General features: G+C 64.2%; 19 protein-coding genes. 11 read left to right on the top strand and 8 right to left on the bottom strand.

Features of this window, described 5'->3' with window-relative positions; all coding sequences use genetic code 11:
* Nucleotides 1–34 precede the first annotated feature (34 nt).
* From kdpC to ACI0FO_RS01375, 6 genes are all read left to right on the top strand, one after another.
* On the top strand, nt 35–655 hold the full coding sequence (gene kdpC, locus ACI0FO_RS01400; protein WP_416023574.1) for a potassium-transporting ATPase subunit KdpC: 621 nt from the start codon (nt 35–37) through the stop codon (nt 653–655).
* A 51-nt stretch (nt 656–706) separates the two neighbouring features.
* The gene (locus ACI0FO_RS01395) at nt 707–3,493 is read left to right on the top strand and encodes a DUF4118 domain-containing protein (protein ID WP_416023573.1); all 2,787 of its coding nucleotides are present in this window, start codon (nt 707–709) and stop codon (nt 3,491–3,493) included.
* A 12-nt stretch (nt 3,494–3,505) separates the two neighbouring features.
* The gene (gene kdpE, locus ACI0FO_RS01390) at nt 3,506–4,198 is read left to right on the top strand and encodes a two-component system response regulator KdpE (RefSeq protein WP_105555306.1); all 693 of its coding nucleotides are present in this window, start codon (nt 3,506–3,508) and stop codon (nt 4,196–4,198) included.
* A gap of 128 nt (nt 4,199–4,326) precedes the next feature.
* Complete coding sequence (locus ACI0FO_RS01385; RefSeq protein ID WP_416023571.1) at nt 4,327–5,094, top strand: TorF family putative porin; 768 nt, start codon at nt 4,327–4,329, stop codon at nt 5,092–5,094.
* A gap of 142 nt (nt 5,095–5,236) precedes the next feature.
* Complete coding sequence (locus ACI0FO_RS01380; protein WP_416023569.1) at nt 5,237–5,572, top strand: hypothetical protein; 336 nt, start codon at nt 5,237–5,239, stop codon at nt 5,570–5,572.
* Between the two features lie 3 nt (nt 5,573–5,575).
* Complete coding sequence (locus ACI0FO_RS01375; protein WP_416023567.1) at nt 5,576–6,475, top strand: 4-hydroxy-tetrahydrodipicolinate synthase family protein; 900 nt, start codon at nt 5,576–5,578, stop codon at nt 6,473–6,475.
* A gap of 33 nt (nt 6,476–6,508) precedes the next feature.
* Here ACI0FO_RS01375 and ACI0FO_RS01370 read toward each other — a convergent pair whose 3' ends face one another.
* Together ACI0FO_RS01370 and icd are read right to left on the bottom strand one after the other, a co-directional pair.
* Entirely contained in the window at nt 6,509–7,765 is a 1,257-nt protein-coding gene (locus ACI0FO_RS01370) for an O-antigen ligase family protein (RefSeq protein WP_416023566.1), read from the bottom strand.
* Between the two features lie 119 nt (nt 7,766–7,884).
* Nucleotides 7,885–9,141 (bottom strand): NADP-dependent isocitrate dehydrogenase, encoded by a 1,257-nt coding sequence (gene icd / locus ACI0FO_RS01365; protein WP_416023564.1) that lies wholly within the window; start codon nt 9,139–9,141, stop codon nt 7,885–7,887.
* A 248-nt stretch (nt 9,142–9,389) separates the two neighbouring features.
* Between icd and ACI0FO_RS01360 the strand changes: the two genes are divergently transcribed.
* Nucleotides 9,390–9,815: a DUF1841 family protein gene (locus ACI0FO_RS01360; protein ID WP_416023563.1), complete on the top strand. Its 426-nt coding sequence runs from the start codon at nt 9,390–9,392 to the stop codon at nt 9,813–9,815.
* 77 nt (nt 9,816–9,892) lie between these two features.
* Here ACI0FO_RS01360 and ACI0FO_RS01355 read toward each other — a convergent pair whose 3' ends face one another.
* Together ACI0FO_RS01355 and ACI0FO_RS01350 are read right to left on the bottom strand one after the other, a co-directional pair.
* The gene (locus tag ACI0FO_RS01355; RefSeq protein ID WP_105555309.1) at nt 9,893–10,255 is read right to left on the bottom strand and encodes a c-type cytochrome; all 363 of its coding nucleotides are present in this window, start codon (nt 10,253–10,255) and stop codon (nt 9,893–9,895) included.
* Nucleotides 10,256–10,266: 11 nt separating this feature from the next.
* The gene (locus ACI0FO_RS01350) at nt 10,267–10,620 is read right to left on the bottom strand and encodes a c-type cytochrome (RefSeq protein WP_006217806.1); all 354 of its coding nucleotides are present in this window, start codon (nt 10,618–10,620) and stop codon (nt 10,267–10,269) included.
* A gap of 178 nt (nt 10,621–10,798) precedes the next feature.
* On the opposite strand from ACI0FO_RS01350, the gene ACI0FO_RS01345 reads away from it, so the two are divergent.
* Nucleotides 10,799–11,680 carry an AAA family ATPase gene (locus ACI0FO_RS01345; RefSeq protein WP_313461115.1) on the top strand — a complete coding sequence of 294 codons (882 nt, stop codon included), beginning with the start codon at nt 10,799–10,801 and terminating at the stop codon, nt 11,678–11,680.
* 25 nt (nt 11,681–11,705) lie between these two features.
* Nucleotides 11,706–12,878 (top strand): vWA domain-containing protein, encoded by a 1,173-nt coding sequence (locus tag ACI0FO_RS01340; RefSeq protein ID WP_105555311.1) that lies wholly within the window; start codon nt 11,706–11,708, stop codon nt 12,876–12,878.
* Nucleotides 12,879–12,950: 72 nt separating this feature from the next.
* Here the strand turns inward: ACI0FO_RS01340 and ACI0FO_RS01335 are convergent, their stop codons facing one another.
* The 3 genes from ACI0FO_RS01335 to ACI0FO_RS01325 all read right to left on the bottom strand — a co-directional run bounded on the left by ACI0FO_RS01335 (nt 12,951) and on the right by ACI0FO_RS01325 (nt 14,907).
* Entirely contained in the window at nt 12,951–13,508 is a 558-nt protein-coding gene (locus tag ACI0FO_RS01335) for a GNAT family N-acetyltransferase (protein WP_416023561.1), read from the bottom strand.
* A 173-nt stretch (nt 13,509–13,681) separates the two neighbouring features.
* Nucleotides 13,682–14,059, bottom strand: coding sequence for a hypothetical protein (locus tag ACI0FO_RS01330; protein WP_313461119.1), 378 nt, complete (start codon nt 14,057–14,059; stop codon nt 13,682–13,684).
* 248 nt (nt 14,060–14,307) lie between these two features.
* Nucleotides 14,308–14,907, bottom strand: coding sequence for a GNAT family N-acetyltransferase (locus ACI0FO_RS01325; RefSeq protein WP_416023559.1), 600 nt, complete (start codon nt 14,905–14,907; stop codon nt 14,308–14,310).
* A 107-nt stretch (nt 14,908–15,014) separates the two neighbouring features.
* Here ACI0FO_RS01325 and ACI0FO_RS01320 point away from each other — a divergent pair, with 107 nt between their 5' ends.
* Both ACI0FO_RS01320 and ACI0FO_RS01315 read left to right on the top strand, forming a co-directional pair.
* Nucleotides 15,015–17,771, top strand: coding sequence for a M16 family metallopeptidase (locus ACI0FO_RS01320; RefSeq protein WP_416023557.1), 2,757 nt, complete (start codon nt 15,015–15,017; stop codon nt 17,769–17,771).
* Nucleotides 17,772–18,057: 286 nt separating this feature from the next.
* The gene (locus ACI0FO_RS01315) at nt 18,058–18,447 is read left to right on the top strand and encodes a DUF4148 domain-containing protein (RefSeq protein ID WP_416023555.1); all 390 of its coding nucleotides are present in this window, start codon (nt 18,058–18,060) and stop codon (nt 18,445–18,447) included.
* A 528-nt stretch (nt 18,448–18,975) separates the two neighbouring features.
* Here ACI0FO_RS01315 and dnaJ read toward each other — a convergent pair.
* Nucleotides 18,976–20,109, bottom strand: a complete 1,134-nt coding sequence (gene dnaJ, locus ACI0FO_RS01310; protein ID WP_105555315.1) for a molecular chaperone DnaJ — start codon at nt 20,107–20,109, stop codon at nt 18,976–18,978.
* Nucleotides 20,110–20,214: the final 105 nt, after the last annotated feature.

Here is a 20,214-nt window from a genome sequence, read left to right as displayed (position 1 = left end):
GACCGCCGCCCCAATCTGAAAATAGGAATCCATCATGAAACACGCTACGCAATCCGCTCCCGCCCTGCCCCGCGCGGGCGGCATCCTGCGGCCGGCGCTGGTCGTCTTCGCCGCCTTGACCTTGGTGACGGGGCTGGCCTATCCCTTCCTGACGCGCGGCGTGGCCGCCGCCGTGTTCCCGCACGAAGCAGCGGGTTCGCTGATCAAGCAAGGCAACAAGGTCGTCGGTTCGGAACTGATCGGCCAGTCCTTCACATCGCCGCAGTACTTCTGGGGCCGCCCGTCGGCCACCGCGCCCATGCCGTATAACGCGGCGGCTTCGGGCGGGTCGAACCTGGGCCCGCGCAATCCCGCGCTGGCCGAAGCCATCCAGGCCCGCATCGCGGCCCTGAAGGCGGCCGATCCGGAAAACCCCACGCCGGTGCCGGTGGACCTGGTCACCGCGTCCGGCAGCGGGCTGGACCCGCACATCAGCCCGGCCGCGGCAAGCTACCAGGCAGCCCGCGTGGCCCGCGCCCGGCACCTGCCGCGCGAACAGGTCGACGCCCTGATCCAGGCCAATACCGAAAAGCCCTGGCTGGGCGTGCTGGGCGACCCGGTCGTCAATGTGCTGATGCTGAACCTGGCGCTGGACCAACTCGGCACGGCGCGTTGATGACGCAGCGTATAGTATTGCCAGCCTTCCCCACCCCACCCTTGCGCGTTCATGGCTGACATTGCTGGCGAGCGTCCCGACCCCGACGCGCTCTTGAAGAGCTTGGACGACGCCGCGCACCAGGCGGTGCGCGGCAAGCTGCGCGTGTACTTCGGGTCGTCGGCCGGCGTGGGCAAGACCTACGCCATGTTGGTCGCGGCGCGGGCACAGGCTGCGCAAGGCGTCAGCGTGCTGGCCGGCATCGTCGAAACCCATGGCCGCCGCGAAACCGCCAGCCTGCTGGACGGCCTGACGGTCCTGCCATTGAAAGAAGTCGCATACCGCGGCCACGTCCTGAAGGAATTCGACCTGGACGGCGCGCTGGCGGCGCGGCCCGGGCTGGTCCTGGTGGACGAGCTGGCGCACTCGAATGCGCCTGGCTCGCGCCACGCCAAGCGCTGGCAAGACATCCAGGAATTATTGTCGGCGGGCATCGATGTCTGGACCACGCTGAACGTGCAGCATCTGGACAGCCTGAACGAGGCCGTGAGCAGCATCACCGGCGTGCGTGTCTGGGAAACGGTGCCCGACGAAGTTTTCGACGCCGCCGACGAGGTCATCCTGGTGGATCTGTCGGCCGACGAACTGCTGCGGCGGCTGAAGGAAGGCAAGGTCTACCTGCCCGAACAGGCCCGGCACGCCACCCGGAATTTCCTCCGCAAGGGCAACCTGATCGCCCTGCGCGAACTGGCGCTGCGCCGCACCGCCGACCACGTCGACGATGACGTCCAGGCCTACCGCCGCGACCGCGCCATCGAACCCGTCTGGCGCACCCGCGAGGCCGTCGTCGCCTGCGTCGGCCCGGACATCGACGCCGAATACGTCATTCGCAGCGCGCACCGGCTTAGCCAGCAGCTGGAATGCGACCTGCATGTCGTCACCATCGATACCCCGCGCGCGGCGCCCACGCCACAGGCCGAGCAAGACCGCATGCAGCGCAGCCTGGCCTTGGCGGATTCACTGGGCGCGCGCACCGAAACCCTGGCAGGCGGCGACATGGTCGATGCCGTGGTGCGCTACGTGCGCCGGCACAACATCACCAAGGCCATCGTCGGCCGCACGCGCGCTACCGGCCTGCAACGCCTGCGCCTGTCGGTGTCGGCCCTGCTGACCGCGGCCATCACGCCGGGCTGGCTGTGGCGCCGGCACAGTTTCGCCGACATGCTGGCCGCCGGCTGCCCCGAAATCGACATCATCCGGCTGGGCGCCCCGCCGCTTCCCGCCAGCGCGGCCCCCGGCCGCGACCCGCTTACACTGGGGCGCCGCGCCGGCCAGGGCGCCGATGAACGCAACGGCCGCCCGCTTGCCGGCTACGCCTGGGCGCTGTGCTATTGCGCGGCCGCCACCGGCTTGTCGATGCTGGCGTTTCCCGCGCTGCACCAGACCAACATCGTCATGCTGTTCCTGCTGGCGGTCATGGGCGTGGCGCTGCGTCACGGACGCGGCCCCGCCGCGCTGGCGTCCGTCGTCAGCGTGGGACTGTTCGATTTTTTCTTCGTGCAGCCGCTGGCCTCGTTCGCCGTTTCCGACGTGCAATACCTGCTGACCTTCGCCGTGCTACTAACGGTGGGCCTGCTGATCGGGCAACTGACGGCCGGGCTGCGCCTGCAGGCGCAGGTGTCGGTCAAGCGCGAGGCCGACGCGCGCAGCCTGTACGAGTTCGCACGGGAATTGTCGTCCGCCTTGCTGCCCGAGCAGATCGTGGCGTCGGCCGGCGCGTTCGTCCACGCCACCTTCGGCTCGCGGTGCGCGCTGTACATCCTGGGCCTGGACGACCGGCTGAAGCTGGCCTCGCCCGCCGCCGACGACATGCCGCCCCTGGAATCGGCGCTGGCCCAATGGGTCTACGACCATGGCCAGCCGGCCGGCGCCGGCACCCCTACGCTGTCCAACAGCGACCTGCTGTACCTGCCGCTGAAGGCGCCGATGCGAACGCGCGGCGTGCTGGCGTTGGCCGCGCCGCGCCGCAGCCTGTTCACCCATCCGGATTCCCGGCGGCAGATCGAGGCTTACGCGACGCTGATCGCCATTGCACTGGAACGGCTGCATTACGTGGAAGTCGCTCAGCAAGCGCTGGTCAGCATGGAATCAGAGCGGCTGCGCAACTCGCTGCTGGCGGCCGTTTCGCACGACCTGCGCACGCCGCTGACCAGCCTGATCGGCATGACCGACACCTTGACCCGCCAGCAGGCGGCGTTGCCCCTTGATGTGCAGGACACCGTGCGCGCCATGCGCGACCAGGCGCAGCGCATGCACGCGCTGGTCGTCAACCTGCTCGACATGGCCCGGCTGCAAAGCCGCGACACACCCTTGCGCCTGGAATGGCAATCCATCGAAGAACTGGTGGGCGCGTCGTTGGCCGCCATGCGCGAGCCCCTGGCGGGCCACCACGTCGCCGTGGACAGCCTGTCGCAGTTGCCGCTGGTGGAATGCGACGGCGTGCTGATCGAACGCGTGCTGTGCAACCTGCTTGAGAACGCCGCCAAGTACACACCGCCGGGCAGCACGCTGCGCATCCACGCCACCGTGCACGAAGACGAACTGCGCGTGGCCGTCAGCGACAATGGACCCGGCGTCGCCACAGGCGCCGAACGCCGCATCTTCGAGAAATTCACGCGCGGCGAACGTGAATCGGCCACCCCCGGCGTCGGGCTGGGCCTGGCCGTTTGCGAAGCCATCATCTCGGCGCACCATGGCCGCATCTGGGTCGAACATACGCCGGGGCTGGCTTCCGGCGCGCAATTCGTCTTCAGCCTGCCGCTGGGCACGCCGCCCGCGATCCAACCCGAAACCCTTTGACCGGCCATCCGCATGTTCGACTACCAGCCTACCGTCCTGATCATTGAAGACGACGCCAACATCCGGCGCTTCGTCCGCCAGGCGTTGGAAAGCGAGGGGTGCGCCGTGCACGAGGCCGACACCGTCAAGCGCGGCCTGATTGAAGCCGGCACCCGCCAACCCGATGCCATCGTGCTGGACCTGGGCCTGCCCGACGAAGACGGCATGACCCTGATCCGGGAACTGCGCGGCTGGACCGAAGTGCCGGTGCTGGTGCTATCCGCCCGCAGCGCCGAAGCCGACAAGGTGGCCGCGCTGGATGCCGGCGCCGACGATTACCTGACCAAGCCGTTCGGCGTCAGCGAACTGCTGGCCCGGCTGCGCGTGCTGCTGCGCCGGCATGCGCGAGGCGGCGCGGGCAACGCGGCCGAGATCGCCTTTGGCGACGTGCGCGTCGACTTCTCCAAGCGCGTCGTCGAACGCGCCGGCCAGCACGTGCATCTGACCGCCATGGAATACCGTCTGCTTGCCGCGCTCTTGGCGCACCGGGGCAAGGTCATGACGCATCGCGAACTACTGCGCGAGGTCTGGGGCCCGTCCCACGTGGAAAGCAACCACTACCTGCGGATCTACATGGGCCATCTGCGCCAGAAGCTGGAAGCCGATCCCGCCCAGCCCGTCTACCTATTGACCGAAATCGGCGTGGGCTACCGCTTCGCGGGCTGAAATCCGCGCCATTCGTCCCGCGTTGAGGCCGCCTTTGCGCTTCTTTTACGCGGGGGGCGCGAGTCTTGTCTCGCGCTTTATGCCGATCCTCCTATTGTTGCGATCCCGTTCAACAACCGGAGCATCCCATGTCCCGCAATCCCCTGGCCGCGCTGCTGCTTTTATTGACCCTTGGCGCCACCGCGCATGCCGGCGACGCGCCGGCCGCCGACGGCCCCGCCGCCTCTGACTTCAGCCTGAGCGCCAACGTCACGCTGGCCAGCCAATACCGCTACCGCGGTCTGATGCAGTCGAACAACAAGCCTGCGATCCAGGGCGGCTTCGACCTGGCGCATGCCAGCGGCTTCTACCTGGGCAACTGGAATTCCAGTATCAGCTGGCTTGGCGACACTGACAGCGCGGTCTCCGCGCCCGTGGAAATGGACTTCTACGGCGGCTACAAGGGCAACCTGACCGAAAATGTGCCTGTCGACCTGGGCGTCTTGCAGTACTACTATCCGGGCGATTACCCGTCCGGCTACACCAGCCCCGACACCACCGAGCTGTACGCCGGCATCGGCTATGGCCCAATGATGTTCAAGTACTCCATCGCCCTGACCAACCTGTTCGGGTTCGCCGACAGCAAGTACAGCCAGTATTTCGACCTGTCCGGCAATATCGAGACCGGCGTATGGGGCCTGACGGTCAACGCACACGTGGGCCGCCAAGTCGTGCGCAACGTCGACAACGGGTCCTACACCGATTGGAAGCTGGGCCTGACCAAGGACTTTGGCGAGGGGCTGTCGGTCTCGCTCGCCTACCTGGACACCAACGCGGACCGCGCTGTCTACACCAACACGCGCGGGCGCGACATGGGCCGCGCGACTGGCCTGTTGTCGCTGACCAAGACCTTCTGACCCTCGGAGCGTTGACGCGTTTTTTACGCGCCGCGCCCGCTTTTATCGGCAGGATTTACGGCGCGATTCCTATAGTGGAATCGTCATCAACCAACCGGAACCGCGGATCGCGCCTAGCCGCGCACCGCCCCGCCCGACCGCCATGATTCCCCGACTGGACCGCCGCAGCCCCGTTTCCCCCGACCGTTCCCCGGCCGCTTCCCTGCCCTTGGCGCCTTTGCCGCAATCCGACAAAGTGGCGCTGACGGTCAGGATCGATACGCTGGATGCCTTGAAGGTCCGCCTGGCGCTGCATCGAGAATTGGGCGATCGTATTGGCGTGTACCTGCTGTCGGTCGACCACGCCCATGCCCAAAGCGTCCTGCAACTGCAATGCGCCCGGTGCGAACTCGATGCTTTGATGCACGCCATCATGCGCGGCCTGCCCCAAGCCGAATTCGGCCCGGTGCGCCCGGCGTCCGCTATTACGGTGCAATAAGCCATGGACATGCCAGCCAAAACCGTTTTCGACGGCATCTGGTTGCCGATGGTCACGCCGCTGCGTGGCGGCTACGTGGACCTGGATGCCGCGCAGGCGCTGGCCCGCTACTACCGCAACGCCGGTATCGCGGGCCTGGTCCTGTTCGGCTCCACCGGCGAGGGGAATCTGCTGAGCCTGTCGGAGAAGGCCGACATGATCGAGGCCATCTCAAGCGACCCGCATGCGCTGCCGCTGGTGTTCGGCGCGGGCGGCGTCGATACGCGCGGCGTGGCCACCGCCATCCGCCGACTGGACAAGTACGCGCCCGCCGGCTACCTGGTGCCGCCGCCGTATTACCTGGGCCCGTCGCAACCGGGCATTCTGTGGCACTACCGGCAGATCGCCTGGGCCACCGAACGCCCCATCATCCTGTACAACATCCCCAAGCGGACCGGCGTCACCATGACCGTCGAAACCATGGAGACGCTGGCGCTCTTGCCCAACTTCACAGCTGTCAAGGAATGCAACCCGTCGGTGCTGGCCACCTTGAACGCGCGCGGAAAGCTGCACGCGCTTTGCGGCGAAGACCTGGCGCTGCTGGACCACTGGCTGGCGGGCGGACGCGGCGCCATTCCGGCTGCCGCGCACCTGTACCCCGAGCGCTACGTCGAAGTCATGCAGCTGGCGCGCGACGGGCACGCCGAGGCCGCGCGCGAACTGTTCGAACCCTTGCGCGGCCTGATCCGACTGCTATTCGCCGAGCCCAACCCCGCGCCGCTCAAGCGCGCGTTGTCGCTGCAGGGGCTGATCGCCGACGAGCTGCGCATGCCCATGATGCCGGCCAGCCGTGAACTCACCTCACGGCTGCAGCGCGCCATGAGTGCCGTCCAGGGGTCGGCTAGCCGGCTGCAGACCGCTTAACCAGACCGCTTGCCCCGGGTGCGAAACCGGGGCCTAGTTAGCCCCGACCCCACGCGGCGGACGAGGCGTCGTCAGCGCGATCAAGGCCACGACGATGAGCGAATAATTGGGCACGCTGCGCATGTTGCGGAACATCATCTCGGTCAGGCTGAACGCGCAATAGCCCAGGCAAAACAGCAACCCCAGTTGCGCACCCACGCGGATCACCCGGTCGTCGCTGGCCAGCCGTCGGAAAAAGATGGCCGCCGGCAGCAGATACAGCGTCAGAATGCTGATCAATCCCAGCAGCCCGTAACCGGACAAGGCAGCCAGCATATCGTTATGGGGTTCGCCGAACCCCTCCACCACTTCTTTGGTCACCACGCCCTGGCTTTGCAGCTGCAGTAGCTCGTCGCGGAACTTGCTGGGGCCGATGCCGACGATGGGGCTTTTCTGGAACATGAGGAGCGAGGCATGCCAAAGTTGAAGCCGGATACCAAACGAGGTATCGCGGTTGGCCGAGGTCGCGAAGCCCTGGACATCATGCGAAATCTCTTGCATCCGGCTGCTGAACGTCCAGATTGCCGCAGCGCTGGCAGCCAGCGCCGCACAGACAGCCAATGCGCAATACACCTTGTGGCGGCGCTTCCAATTGCGCAAGCCCAGCAGGAAGACCAGCCCTAGAATCGGCAGCAACATCCAGCTGCTGCGCGTTTCGGACACCCATGTGGCCACGATAGTCAGGGCGACCACCGTCAGCTTCACACCGGTTTCGAGGCGCGCCCAACGCGTGCTCGGCCCCCACCCCATAGACAGCAGCGTCATCGCGCCGAAAAGCAGGGTAATGTTCGCGAACGCTACCGCGTTGTAGCGCCCGCCGACGTCGATCATCGCATTCCGGTCCAGCGTATGCACCGTCACGATCAGTAGCACTGAACCGGCGAACGCGCCCAACAAAATACTCCATTGCAGGAGTTTCAGCCTCTGTTGGGGGGCTCTCAATAGAAGCCATAGCACAGGTATCGCCAGCGCGAACCGCAGCAGTTTCTCCAGCTCGGAATTGCTCCACACCCCTCGGATGAGGGATGTGAAGATCAGACAGACCAACGGCAACAATAGCGCCAGCGCCACCGGCCATAAGGCTCTGAAGTCCATCGGTTCGTAGTGTTTTACGGCATTGACGGCCAGCGCGATCAGGGCAAGGCCCCCGGCCAGGTAGACAATGGCGGGGCCCCCCACGGGACTGGTCAATGCCAGCGCGGGAACCAGCAACACAAGCCAGGTGGCCAGAGATACATACAATCGGGGCACAGCGATCAGCCTAGTAGTAAAAGCGGGAACACGACGAACATCTTGCGGGTCAGGCGGACAAAACCCGCCCGCCATGACGGCGGGCGGGTTCAGCGGGACTTGCCGAGTCCGGACGGAATTTACATGTTTTCGATCATGACCTGGCCAAAGCCCGAGCACGACACCTGGGTCGCGCCTTCCAGCAAGCGGGCGAAGTCGTATGTGACCTTCTTGGACAGGATGGACTTCTCCATGCTGGCGATGATCAGGTCGGCCGCTTCGGTCCAGCCCATGTGGCGCAGCATCATTTCCGCCGACAGGATTTCGGAACCCGGGTTCACGTAATCCTTGCCGGCGTACTTGGGCGCCGTACCGTGGGTGGCTTCGAACATGGCAACCGAATCCGACAGGTTGGCGCCCGGCGCGATGCCGATGCCGCCCACTTGCGCGGCCAGCGCGTCGGAAATGTAGTCGCCGTTCAGGTTCAGCGTCGCGATCACGTCGTATTCGGCCGGGCGCAGCAGGATCTGCTGCAGGAAGGCGTCGGCGATCACGTCCTTGACGATGATCTCGCGGCCCGTCCTCGGGTTCTTGAACTTGCACCACGGGCCGCCGTCGATCAGTTGGGCGCCGAATTCCTTTTGCAGCAATTCATAGCCCCAATCACGGAAACCCCCTTCCGTGAATTTCATGATGTTGCCCTTGTGCACCAGCGTCAGCGACGTGCGGTCGTTGTCGATGACGTACTGGGCGGCCTTGCGCACCAGGCGTTCGGTGCCTTCACGCGACACCGGCTTGATGCCGATGGAGGACGTGTTCGGGAAACGGATCTTCTTCACGCCGAGCTTGGTCTGCAGGAACTGGATCAGTTCCTTGGCCTGCTCGCTTTCGGCCATGTACTCGATGCCGGCATAGATGTCTTCCGAGTTCTCGCGGAAGATCACCATGTTGGTTTTCTCGGGTTCACGCACCGGAGACGGCACGCCCTTGAAGTACGCCACCGGACGCAGGCAGACGTACAGGTCCAATTGCTGGCGCAACGCCACGTTCAGCGAACGGATGCCGCCGCCCACCGGGGTCGTCAGCGGGCCTTTGATGGACACCACGTAGTCTTTGACGACTTCCAGGGTTTCATCGGGAAGCCAGACGTCCGGGCCGTAGACCTTGGTGGCCTTTTCGCCGGCATAGACTTCCATCCAGTGGATCTTGCGCTTGCCGCCGTAGGCTTTCTGCACCGCCGCGTCCACGACCTTGATCATGACGGGGGTGATATCGGCGCCCGTGCCGTCGCCTTCAATGAAGGGAACGATGGGCTGTTCAGGCACATTCAGCGAGAAATCAGCGTTGACCGTGATCTTCTGGCCGCCAGCGGGAACCTTGATATGTTGGTAGGACATGAATGCTCCATTTGCTCCGGGTGGTTTTTCTGCACGCGCCGCATCGGAAAGCGTCCGATTCCGCGGGGAGACCGACCTCGCGAACCGCACACAGGATGGCGGATACCGATCAATTCTATATCGCAAAGGGCCCGCCGGGCCCCACCCCTCCCCGAGCAGTGCAAAAAAGCCCCCCGAAGGCGCGCTTTTTGCCTGCGGGCGGCCGAGCAGTAAAATAGCGGTCTTCCCCCCCGTATTCCGCCCCGCAGATGTTCAATCCCTCCCGCGACCAAGTCCGCGAATTCTTTATCGATACCTGGCGCAAGCACCGCGCCAACGACGTGCTGACGCCGCTTGAGGCCATCGCGCTGGACTGGATCATCGAGCATCCCGAATACCACGGCGACCTCGAAAGCCCGGATGCCATGACCATGGAGTACGCCGTGGAGAAGGGCCGCACGAATCCCTTCCTGCACCTGTCCATGCACCTGGCGATCGCCGAACAACTGTCCATCGACCATCCGCCGGGCATCCGCCGCGCTTACCAGCAGCTGACCGCGCGCTCCGACGCGCACCACGCCGCGCACGAGATCATGGAATGCCTGGGACAGGTGGTCTGGGAAGCGCAGCGCCTGGGCACGCCCATGGACAGCGACACCTACATCGACCTGATCCGCCGCCGCGCCAGCCTCTGACTTATCCCGGAACGGCCCAGCGATAAAAAAACCCTCGGCCTGAACCGAGGGTTTTTATTGGCCGAGTCGCGCCAGGCCTACTTGCGCACGCCCAGATCGCTGGGCAGGGACGCCAGCCAGGCTGACACGTTGGAGATGTCCTGGTCCGACAGTTGGGTGGCGAAAGCGCCCATGATGGGGTTCTTGCGCACGTTGGCCGTGGCCGCGCTGCCGGAGGCGCCGCGCTTATAGGCCTTCAGGGCGTGGGCCAGGTAGTCGGCGTGCTGGCCGGCCAGCGTCGGGTAGGCCGGGTCCACCGCCGTCTTGGCGTCTGCGCCATGGCAGGACGCGCAATTGAATTTGTCGAAAACGGCCTTCCCGGCCGCCAGATCCTGCGCCTGGGCGGCGGTGCCCGCGATGGCCAGGGTCGCGCCCGCAAGGGCAAGCATGGTGCGGTTCATGGTTTTGCCCCTTATTTGAGATTCGAGTAGTACGCGGCCAGATCGGCGATGTCCTGGTCGGACAGGCTGCCGGCAATGGCATCCATCGTGGGATGGCTGCGCGCGCCTTTCTTGTACTCGTTAAGGGCGGTCTCGATGTACTTGGCGTTCTGGCCAGCAATCATCGGCACGTGATAAAGCTCGGGAAAGGTCGCCTTGTAGCCTTCGATGCCGTGGCAACCGATGCACATGGAAACTTTGTCGCGGGCGTTCTGGATGTTGCCGACAGGCGCTGCGTCAGCAGCAACAGCCTGGCCGGCGATCGCACAGGATGCCATCGCGGCCAACACGGAAACCGTGCACTTCAGAGAGGTTCGCAACTTCATTGGAATGGCTCTTCTTGGTATGGCTTAAGGACTAGGGCCTGCATCACACGAAAAGGCCCCCTGCAAACACGTTGCGGGTCGAACCCAACTGCAAAACCGCCTGATTGTACGATAATTGCTCAGGATTAATACCTTACGATGGTATTGATCACCGTCAATCCTCGGAAGCCATCAGACAATGTCCGCAGCCCAATCCGCCTCTTCGACCTCGCCCGCCCGCTTCAACGGAACCGACAGCTACGTCGCCACCGATGACCTGAAGCTGGCCGTCAACGCCGCCCTGACCCTTCAGCGGCCGCTGCTGATCAAGGGGGAACCCGGCACGGGCAAGACCATGCTGGCCGAAGAAGTGGCGCGGGCGCTGGGACGGCCGTTGCTGCAATGGCATATCAAGTCTACGACCAAGGCGCATCAGGGCCTGTACGAATACGATGCGGTGTCGCGCCTGCGCGACTCGCAGCTAGGCGACGAAAAAGTCCGCGACATCCGCAACTACATCGTCCAGGGTACCCTGTGGCAGGCCTTCCAGGCCGACGAGCCCGTGGTACTGCTGATCGACGAGATCGATAAAGCCGACATCGAGTTTCCCAATGACCTGCTGCGCGAATTGGACCGCATGGAATTCCATGTGTACGAAACGCGCGAGACCATCGCCGCGCGCCACCGCCCGCTCGTCATCATCACGTCCAACAACGAGAAAGACCTGCCGGACGCCTTCCTGCGCCGCTGCTTCTTCCACTACATCCGCTTCCCCGACCGCGAAACCATGCGCGACATCGTGGCCGTGCATTACCCGCACCTGAAGCAGGATGTGCTGCGTGCCGCGCTGGACACGTTCTTCGCGCTGCGTGACGCGCCGGGCCTGAAGAAAAAGCCATCCACATCCGAATTGCTGGATTGGCTGCGCCTGCTGCTGGCCGAAGACGCCACCGCCGCCGAGATCGACGCCCACACCGCCACGGCCGTGCCGCTGATGGCCGGCGCGCTATTGAAAAACGAGCAAGACGTGCACCTGCTGGAACGCCTTGCGGCCATGACGCGCGGCGGGCAGCGTCGTTGATCTTGCAGCTACGGGCGGCTTGCACATGCTGATCGATTTCTTCTATCACCTCCGGGCGCACAAGCTGCCCGTCTCGGTCAAGGAATACCTGACCCTGGTGGACGCGTTGCGCCAGGACCTGATGGCCCCCACGCTGGACGAGTTCTACTTCCTGGCGCGCGCCACGCTGGTCAAGGACGAGTCGCTCTACGACCGCTTCGACAAGGCCTTCGGCGCCTACTACAAGGGCATCGAAGCCGCCTTGCCTGCCGGCAAAGAGATTCCGCTGGACTGGCTGATCAAGCAGTTCGAGAAAAGCCTGTCGCCTGAAGAAAAGGCCGCGATCGAAAAGCACGGCTGGGACAAGCTGATGGAGCTCTTCAAAGAGCGCATGGAAGAACAGAAAGAGCGCCATGCGGGCGGCAGCAAATGGATCGGCACCGGCGGCACCTCGCCATTCGGCAACGGCGGCTATCACCCCGAAGGCATCCGCGTGGGCGGCGCCTCGGCCGGCAACCGCTCGGCGGTCAAAGTCTGGGACATGCGCCAATTCAAGGACTACGACGATCAGGTCGAACTGGGCACGCGCAACTTCAAGGTGGCGCTACGCAGGCTGCGCCGATTCGCGCGCCAAGGGGCCGAGCTGGAGCTGGACCTGGACGACACCATCGCCAGCACCGCGCGCAATGCCGGCCATCTGGACCTGCGCATGGTCCCCGAACGCCACAACACCGTGAAGGTGCTGATGTTGCTGGACGTGGGCGGCAGCATGGATGATCACATCGGCCGCGTGGAAGAACTGTTTTCAGCGGCGCGCAGCGAATTCCGCAATCTGGAAGTCTATTACTTCCACAACTGCCCCTACGAAAGCCTGTGGCAAAGCAACCGCCGGCGCCAGAACGAGCGTTTCGACACCTGGGATGTGCTGCGCAAGTACAACCCGGACTGGCGCCTGATCATCGTCGGCGACGCCACCATGAGCCCCTACGAGATCCTGCAACCCGGCGGATCGGTCGAACACTACAACAAGGAACCCGGCGCGCAATGGATGCGGCGGCTGCTGGACGCCTGGCCCAAATCGGTCTGGCTGAACCCCGAACCCACGGCCTCCTGGCAATACCGGCAGTCCATCGCGCTGATGCGCGACATCATGCAAGACCGCATGTACCCGGTCACCGTCGCCGGGCTTGAACAGGCCATGCGCGTCCTATCCAAGTAGGATGGGTGAAGCGCCAGTAGAAACTCCGCAAAGACGGCGACGCTTCAACGCGCGCAACCCATCGCGCGGCCGTCAGCCATCCACCGGTTGCTCGGGCGTATCCAGCGTCAGCTGATAAAACGCCAGATCCAGCCAGCGTCCGAACTTGAAGCCGGCTTCCTTGATGGTGCCCGAGTGCTTGAAGCCCAGCTTCTCGTGCAGGCGGATGCTGCCCTCGTTCGAGGCATCGATGCCGCCGACCAGCACGTGCACCTGGTTGACGCGCGCCCGTTCGATCAGCACGCGCATCATGGCCTCGCCCAAGCCCATCCCCCGGAACCGCCCGTCGACATAGACGGAATGTTCGACCGAGTATTTGAACGCGGGCCAGGCGCGGAACGTGCCATAGCTGGCGAACGCCATCAATTCGCCTGCCGCGTTCTCGAACCCGACCACCGGAAAACCACCCTGCTGCTTGGCCTGGAACCAGCCTAGCATTGCTTCGCGCGGACGCGGCTTGTAGTCGTACAGCGCGGTGGACGTCACGATGGCGTCATTGAAGATGGCGAGGATCTGTTCCGCATGGCGTTCATGGGTGCAGTCGACAAGGATGGCGCCATCCGGCGCTAGGGAGTCAGCGGTCGCGTTCATGGCCGGAAATTGTACGCCTCCACGCTTCACCAACCCGTGGATTTTTTGCCCCCGTCGGGCTGTATTTTGGGTCCGCTGGCCCCAAGGGGGCTGTTTTTCCTTGGGGACGGGGGCTGCCAAAAAAAACCGGCGAATTCGCCGGTTCAGTGAGTTGCTGCCGCTTCTGGCCACTCTCAGGCGGCGCGGCTCTCCACAGATCGGTGGGCGGCGGACGCGCGACGTAAGCCGGGACACTGACGCCACGACAGTTCGTCGGCGTCCATGTCCAGGTCAAACAGGTCGTTGGCGGCCGGCCAGGGATGGTTGCGCGCCGCGGCACCTTCCATTTCCAGCACATGTCCGGCAAACCCGCGGGGCGAACCACCACACTCCGCGAAATACCGTTGAGTGCTCAGGTCCACCACATAGGTGGTCATGTCATGCGTCAATATGGCCACGAATTGGCCGTCATCACTGGCATAGGCGTACTGGAATTGTCCTTTGATCCCGTCGCCGCTCAAGGCGTTGCCGGTCAATTGGGACAAGGCACGCGTGACGATCTCGGTCAGCATGGGTCGTTCCTCCGAAAAATGCGCCGGCAGGATGCCGGCAGCGAAGGCGCGAACGACAAGCACCGGCACCGCGCTTGCGGCGGCGTCTGGCGTTGGACGGGAAGCCGGTAGACGGCTGTCGCGCATCCCGTCGGCAACAGCTACTACGTGCTTCAAAGCTTACACCCGCGCTTCGCCTACCCCAAATTTGCCTTGCGCACTAACGATGTTGCGTTGCAGCACCCTATACGGATGCGGCTTTCGGGCGCTTATGCGGCGGCAACCGGCATGCCGCCATGGTCTACGTCACCGTTTTCCGGGGCCCGCCAGTGTTCCCGACCCATGCGGTAGAGCACGTGTCGACGTAGCGGATGGCCCTCCGGAACGGCGGGATGATCGAAAGGATCGGGGTCCTGCCGCATGCCCAGGCGGGCCATCACGGCTCGCGACCGTTCATTGCCCACGGCGGTAAACGCGACGATCTCGGCCAACCCCACTTGCTCGAATCCCACGCGCAGCGCGGCCAGGGCGGCCTCGCTGGCGTAACCGCGCCCCCAAAACGGCCAGGCCAAACGCCAGCCGATCTCGACACCCGGCGCGAACGGCAACACCGGCGGCATCGACTTGATGCCCACGAACCCCACGAAAGGCGCCACGCCAGGCGCCTCCACCGCCCAAAAACCCCAACCATGCTCGTCGATGCCGGCCGCCAGCCGGTTGGCCAGCGCATCGCTTTCCGGCGCGGTAAGCGGCAGCAGGAATTCCATGACGCGCGGGTCCGCGTTCATCTCGGCGAACGGCTTGCGGTCGTCGGCGCGCCATTGCCGCAGCACCAGGCGCGGAGTTTCTACTTCCAGCGATAAAGACATGTCTGATTTCCTTGCCGCACGGCGGCGGGCGCTGCACAAGCGGCCCTTGAACCATTGCCAACGTATACACTCCAACGGATTCTGCCATGCCAAAGGAATTGTCTGCCATGCGCCTGTCCCTATCGAAGCTGCCGCGCCCGCTGGGTGTGCTGCTGTTTTCCTCCTTCCTGGCCTTCCAGGCCGGCGCCGCCAGCCTTCCGGCCGGCGTCTCGGAGGCCGCCTCGATTGAAGGCATCACCGAATACCGATTGGCCAATGGCCTGAGAGTGCTGTTGGTTCCCGATGAGTCCAAGCCTTCGACCACGGTCAACATGACCTACCTGGTGGGCTCGCGCAACGAAAACTACGGCCAGACCGGCATGGCGCACCTGCTTGAACACATGCTGTTCAAAGGCACGTCCACCACCCGCAACGCCATGGGCGAGTTCTCGCGCCGCGGCCTGCAAGCCAATGGCTCGACCTCCAGCGACCGCACCAACTATTTCGCCAGCTTTGCCGCCAATCCGGACACCCTCAAGTGGTATCTGGGCTGGCAAGCCGACGCCATGGTCAATTCCCTGATCGCCCGGGAAGACCTGGATTCGGAAATGACCGTGGTCCGCAATGAAATGGAAAGCGGCGAAAACAGCCCGTCCCGCATCCTCATGCAGAAGATGCAGGCCGCCGCGTACCAGTGGCACAGCTACGGCAAGAACACCATCGGCGCCCGCTCCGACGTGGAAAACGTAGACATCGGCCAGTTGCGCGCCTTCTACCACGAGTATTACCAGCCTGATAACGCCGTGCTGATCGTGGCCGGCAAGTTCGACCCGCAAACCACGCTGGCGGACATCGAGGCCACGCTGGGCAAGCTGCCCAAGCCCGACCGCAAGCTGCCGCCCGAATACACCGTCGAACCGGTGCAGGATGGCGAACGCTCGGTGACGTTGCGCCGCACCGGCGGCACCCCGCTGGTAGCCGCGATGTACCACATCCCCGCCGCCGGCAGCCCCGATTTCGTCCCGCTGGACCTGGCCACCGTCATCCTGTCCGACACGCCGTCGGGCCGCCTGTACCACGCGCTGGTCGCCACCAAGCTGGCCTCCGGCGTGTTCGGCTTCACCATGGAAAACCGCGATCCGGGCCTGGCGATGTTCGGGGCGCAATTGCCGCCGGGCAAGAATCTGGACACCACGGTTAACGCCCTGACCAGCACTTTGGAAACCCTGGCCAAAAAGCCGTTCACGCAGCAGGAACTGGACCGCGCGCGCAGCAAATGGCTGACGGCATGGGAACAGACGTATAGCGATCCGGAACAAGTCGGCGTGGCCCTGTCCGAAGCCATCGCCGCCGGTGACTGGCGCCTGTTCTTCCTGCAGCGCGATCGCGCCCGCAAAGCCTCGTTGGCCGAAGTGCAGCAAGCCGCCGTGACCTACCTGGTGCAAAGCAACCGCATCGAAGGCCGCTATATCCCCACGGAGAAGCCGCTGCGCGCTCCGCAGTTGCAGCGCGAGGACCTGACCGCCGTATTCAAGGACTACAAGGGCGATCCGGACTTCAAGGCCGCTTCCGCGTTCGATCCCACCCCGGCCAACATCGACAAGCTGACCCAGCGCAAAAAGCTGGACCTGCCCAACGGCCCTGTCCAGTTGGCCCTGCTGCCCAAGGCCACCCGCGGCAACCGCGTGCAGGCCCAGATGCTGATCCAGTTCGGCAACGAAAAAGACCTGCTTGGCCAGCGCGTGAACGCCAGCGCCGTGGCTGACCTGCTGACCCGGGGCACGCCCAAGCTGTCGCGCCAAGCTATCCAGGACCGCCTGGACAATTTGCAGGCCGAACTCGGCTTCAGCGGCGGCGGCACCACGCTCAAGGTCGCCATGTCGACCAAGGGCGAGAACCTGCCCGAATTGACCGCGCTGGCGCTTGAAATCGTGCGCAACGCGAACTTCCCGAAAGAGCAGCTGGACGAATACCAGCGCCAGCTTGAAACCTCGATCCAGAACGCCATGACCGAGCCTTCGGCGCTGGCAGGCCGCGCCTTGGCCCGCCAGGATAATCCGTGGCCTGCCAACGACCTGCGCTATGTGCCCACGTTCGAAGAATCGCTTGCCAGCGTGCGTGGCCTGAACCGCGACGCCCTGGTTAAGTTCCACGCCAAGTTCTACGGCGCGGGCAAGATCGAGTATTCGGCTGTCGGCGATTTCGAGCCCGAAGCCGTGGAAAAGGCCATCAAGACCGGCCTGGCCGGCTGGAAGAAGGCGCCCGCCTATACCCGGGTCGCCAATCCGTACCGCGACATCCCCGCCAAGCAATTCGACATCGACACGCCCGACAAGGCCAACGCCTTCTACATCTCGCGCATGCCGCTGAAGCTGCAAGACACGGATGCCGATTACGCCTCCCTGTACCTGGCCAACTACTTGTTCGGCGCATCCGAAACTTCGCGCTTGTGGAACCGCGTGCGCGAAACCGAAGGCCTCTCCTATAACGTCCGCAGCTCGTTGTCGGTGTCCTCGTTCGAGCCCAGCGCCAGCTGGACCATGTACGCCATCTATGCGCCGCAGAACCGCGAACGCCTGGAGAAAGCCATCAACGAGGAACTTGCCCGCGTGTTGAAGGACGGTTTTTCTGAAAAGGAAATCTCCGACGGCATCAACGCGCTGCTGAACTACCGCAACCTGGCCCGCGCGCAAGACGACATCCTGGCCGGCACGTGGCTGGACTACCTGCAGCGTGGCCGCACGTTCGAATGGTCGGCCGAGATGGACAAAAAGATCTCGGCGCTGACCCCCGACGCGGTCAATGCAGCCCTGCGCAAGTATCTGCGCGCGGACGGCTTCAGCACGGCAGTCGCCGGCGACTTCAAGAAGAAAGCCACGCCCTGACGCCTGCTTTGCCCAAAACGGCCCCTGCCTCGGCAGGGGCTTTTTTTTTGCATGACGACACGCTGCCGCTTTCGCGCCCCCGCCTTCGAATCGTCAAAACCATGCCACTGACGGCGAATTTTTTTCATAACCGATCGATTACTCGGTTATTTGGAAAGATGTTTTCAAGGAATACGGGTTTATCCCAGGTGGGATAACGCGCAGAATTCAGTCATCGGGAAACGAAACGAACCACGACGGAGGGCCGCCGGATTCGGTCCCCACTTGAAACGACTGGAGGTCTACCATGAAAACCCTAACCACTACCCTGCTGCTATCCCTGGCCCTGGCTGGCGTCGGCGCCCAAGCCGCCGGCGTTGAACAAAGCAAGACCCGCGACCAAGTCGCGACCGAGCTGCAGCAAGCCAAGGCCACCGGCCAATACACCTTCGGCGAACTGGACTACCCGCCCGCCCTGCCGCAAGCTGCCAGCCTGAGCTCGCAAGAAGTGCAAGCCCAACTGCAACAAGCCAAGGTCAGCGGCCAGTACACGTTCGGCGAACTGCAATACCCGCCCGTCACCGCCGCGCCCGCGGCCGTCAAGACGCGCGCCGAAGTCCAGCAGGAACTGGCCCAAGCCAAGGCCAGCGGCCAATACACGTTCGGCGAACTGGAATATCCGCCGATCACCCGGTGAGCTGCTTGCTGTAGCCCGGCCGGCCTCAGGCGGCATCATGGCTTGGGGCCGGTTTTTTCGGATACAGCGGCCGGTAGGATGGGTGCAGCGCGAGAGTCCTTAAGCAAGAACTCGATTATCAAGCGCGCGTAACCCATCAAGCGGAAGCTGTGCTGTAGCTGCGCCTCGCAAGAATTGGGGTGCTGCTTGATGGGTTTCGCGCGTTGGACGATTGCGCTTCTATTGAGGCGGTCCGCGCGCTGCACCCATCCTACGAAGACTGAAGTCGATGTAGAAGTCGCAGTTGCAATAGAAGTTGCAGTAGCAGTAGAGAAGTTGCAGTAGCAGTAGAGAAGTTGCAGTAGCAGTAAAGCAGTAGCAGTAGGGCCGCGGCGGATGCCGCGGCCTTTTTCATTGCGCGGCCGCCCTGTCGATGGCGCTTTCCCAGCGCATCGGCGCCCAATGAAAACACCCCGCAGGCCGGATAGCGGTTCCGGCCTGCGGGGTGCATGAATCACCGATGGCGGCCGAGGCCGCCTGGGGTGCGATTTAGCTGAAGAATTCCTTCACGCGGTCCGTCCAGGACTTGCTTTGCGGCGAGTGGCGATCGCCCCCGTCGTTCAGCGACGTCTCAAACTGGCGCAGGATGCTCTTCTGGTCTTCGCTCAGGCGAACCGGCGTTTCCACGACGACGTGGCAGTACAGGTCGCCCGGATAACTGCCCCGCACGCCGCGGATGCCCTTGCCGCGCAAGCGGAAGGTCTTGCCGGACTGCGTGCCTTCTGGAATCGAGATCTCGGCCTTGCCGCCCAGCGTGGGCACCTGAAGCTCGCCGCCCAATGCCGCCGTGGTGAACGGGATCGTCAGTTCGCAGTGCAGGTCGTCGCCGTCGCGCTGGAAGATCTTGTGCTGCTTGATGTGGATTTCCACATACAAGTCGCCCGGAGGGCCGCCATTGATGCCCGGCTCGCCATTGCCGCTGGAGCGGATGCGCATGCCGTCGTCGATGCCGGCCGGAATCTTGACCTGCAAGGTCTTGTTGCGGCGGATGCGGCCCACGCCGTCGCAGGACGGGCACGGATCCGTGATTTCCTTGCCGTTGCCGTGGCAAGTGGGGCAAGTCTGCTGCACGCTGAAAAAACCTTGCTGCATGCGCACGGCGCCCGAGCCGCCGCACGTGCGGCAAGTCTTGGGCGACGTGCCGGCCTTGGCGCCAGAGCCGTGGCAGGTGTCGCAGTTTTCCCAGCTGGGCACGCGGATTTCGGTATCGAAACCGGCTGCGGCTTGTTCCAGCGTGATTTCCAGCGCGTACTTCAGGTCGGCGCCGCGGTACACCTGCGGGCCGCCGCCCCGACGGCCACCGCCGCCGGCGCCGCCGAAGATTTCGCCGAAGATATCGCCGAAGGCGTCGGCAAAGCCGCCGCCCATGCCCGCCCCACCCATACCGGCGGAGTTGGGGTCGACGCCCGCATGGCCATAGCGGTCATACGCGGCGCGCTTCTGTTCATCACCCAGGACCTCGTAGGCTTCCTTGGCTTCCTTGAACTTCTCTTCGGCTTCTTTGCTGTCCGGATTGCGGTCCGGGTGGTACTTCATGGCCAGCTTTCGATAGGCCTTCTTGAGTTCGTCGTCCGCGGCGTTTTTCGCTACGCCCAGGACTTCGTAATAGTCGCGTTTTGCCATGATCCGTGGGCTCAAAAACGAGCCATCTTTTCAGTGCTACAGAATGAGTACGCCCGGTAGGCGGATTTCTCCGGCTACCGGGCGGCAGAGGCTGGTCAGTGCCCG

Source organism: Achromobacter marplatensis (genome assembly GCF_049060505.1).
GTDB classification, from domain to species: Bacteria; Pseudomonadota; Gammaproteobacteria; order Burkholderiales; family Burkholderiaceae_B; genus Achromobacter; species Achromobacter marplatensis_A.
This window is presented reverse-complemented; position numbering and strand designations above follow the sequence as displayed.

What these genes read in the sequence shown, in the direction of transcription:
- ACI0FO_RS01345 (WP_313461115.1), top strand. Translation starts at nt 10,799, where the DNA reads ATGTCCGCAGCCCAATCCGCCTCTTCGACCTCGCCCGCCCGCTTCAAC.
- ACI0FO_RS01320 (WP_416023557.1), top strand. Translation starts at nt 15,015, where the DNA reads ATGCGCCTGTCCCTATCGAAGCTGCCGCGCCCGCTGGGTGTGCTGCTG.
- ACI0FO_RS01335 (WP_416023561.1), bottom strand. Translation starts at nt 13,508, where the DNA reads ATGAACGCGACCGCTGACTCCCTAGCGCCGGATGGCGCCATCCTTGTC.
- ACI0FO_RS01315 (WP_416023555.1), top strand. Translation starts at nt 18,058, where the DNA reads ATGAAAACCCTAACCACTACCCTGCTGCTATCCCTGGCCCTGGCTGGC.
- ACI0FO_RS01375 (WP_416023567.1), top strand. Translation starts at nt 5,576, where the DNA reads ATGGACATGCCAGCCAAAACCGTTTTCGACGGCATCTGGTTGCCGATG.
- icd (WP_416023564.1), bottom strand. Translation starts at nt 9,141, where the DNA reads ATGTCCTACCAACATATCAAGGTTCCCGCTGGCGGCCAGAAGATCACG.
- ACI0FO_RS01385 (WP_416023571.1), top strand. Translation starts at nt 4,327, where the DNA reads ATGTCCCGCAATCCCCTGGCCGCGCTGCTGCTTTTATTGACCCTTGGC.
- kdpE (WP_105555306.1), top strand. Translation starts at nt 3,506, where the DNA reads ATGTTCGACTACCAGCCTACCGTCCTGATCATTGAAGACGACGCCAAC.
- ACI0FO_RS01325 (WP_416023559.1), bottom strand. Translation starts at nt 14,907, where the DNA reads ATGTCTTTATCGCTGGAAGTAGAAACTCCGCGCCTGGTGCTGCGGCAA.
- ACI0FO_RS01330 (WP_313461119.1), bottom strand. Translation starts at nt 14,059, where the DNA reads ATGCTGACCGAGATCGTCACGCGTGCCTTGTCCCAATTGACCGGCAAC.
- kdpC (WP_416023574.1), top strand. Translation starts at nt 35, where the DNA reads ATGAAACACGCTACGCAATCCGCTCCCGCCCTGCCCCGCGCGGGCGGC.
- ACI0FO_RS01355 (WP_105555309.1), bottom strand. Translation starts at nt 10,255, where the DNA reads ATGAACCGCACCATGCTTGCCCTTGCGGGCGCGACCCTGGCCATCGCG.
- ACI0FO_RS01350 (WP_006217806.1), bottom strand. Translation starts at nt 10,620, where the DNA reads ATGAAGTTGCGAACCTCTCTGAAGTGCACGGTTTCCGTGTTGGCCGCG.
- ACI0FO_RS01395 (WP_416023573.1), top strand. Translation starts at nt 707, where the DNA reads ATGGCTGACATTGCTGGCGAGCGTCCCGACCCCGACGCGCTCTTGAAG.
- ACI0FO_RS01360 (WP_416023563.1), top strand. Translation starts at nt 9,390, where the DNA reads ATGTTCAATCCCTCCCGCGACCAAGTCCGCGAATTCTTTATCGATACC.
- ACI0FO_RS01380 (WP_416023569.1), top strand. Translation starts at nt 5,237, where the DNA reads ATGATTCCCCGACTGGACCGCCGCAGCCCCGTTTCCCCCGACCGTTCC.
- ACI0FO_RS01340 (WP_105555311.1), top strand. Translation starts at nt 11,706, where the DNA reads ATGCTGATCGATTTCTTCTATCACCTCCGGGCGCACAAGCTGCCCGTC.
- dnaJ (WP_105555315.1), bottom strand. Translation starts at nt 20,109, where the DNA reads ATGGCAAAACGCGACTATTACGAAGTCCTGGGCGTAGCGAAAAACGCC.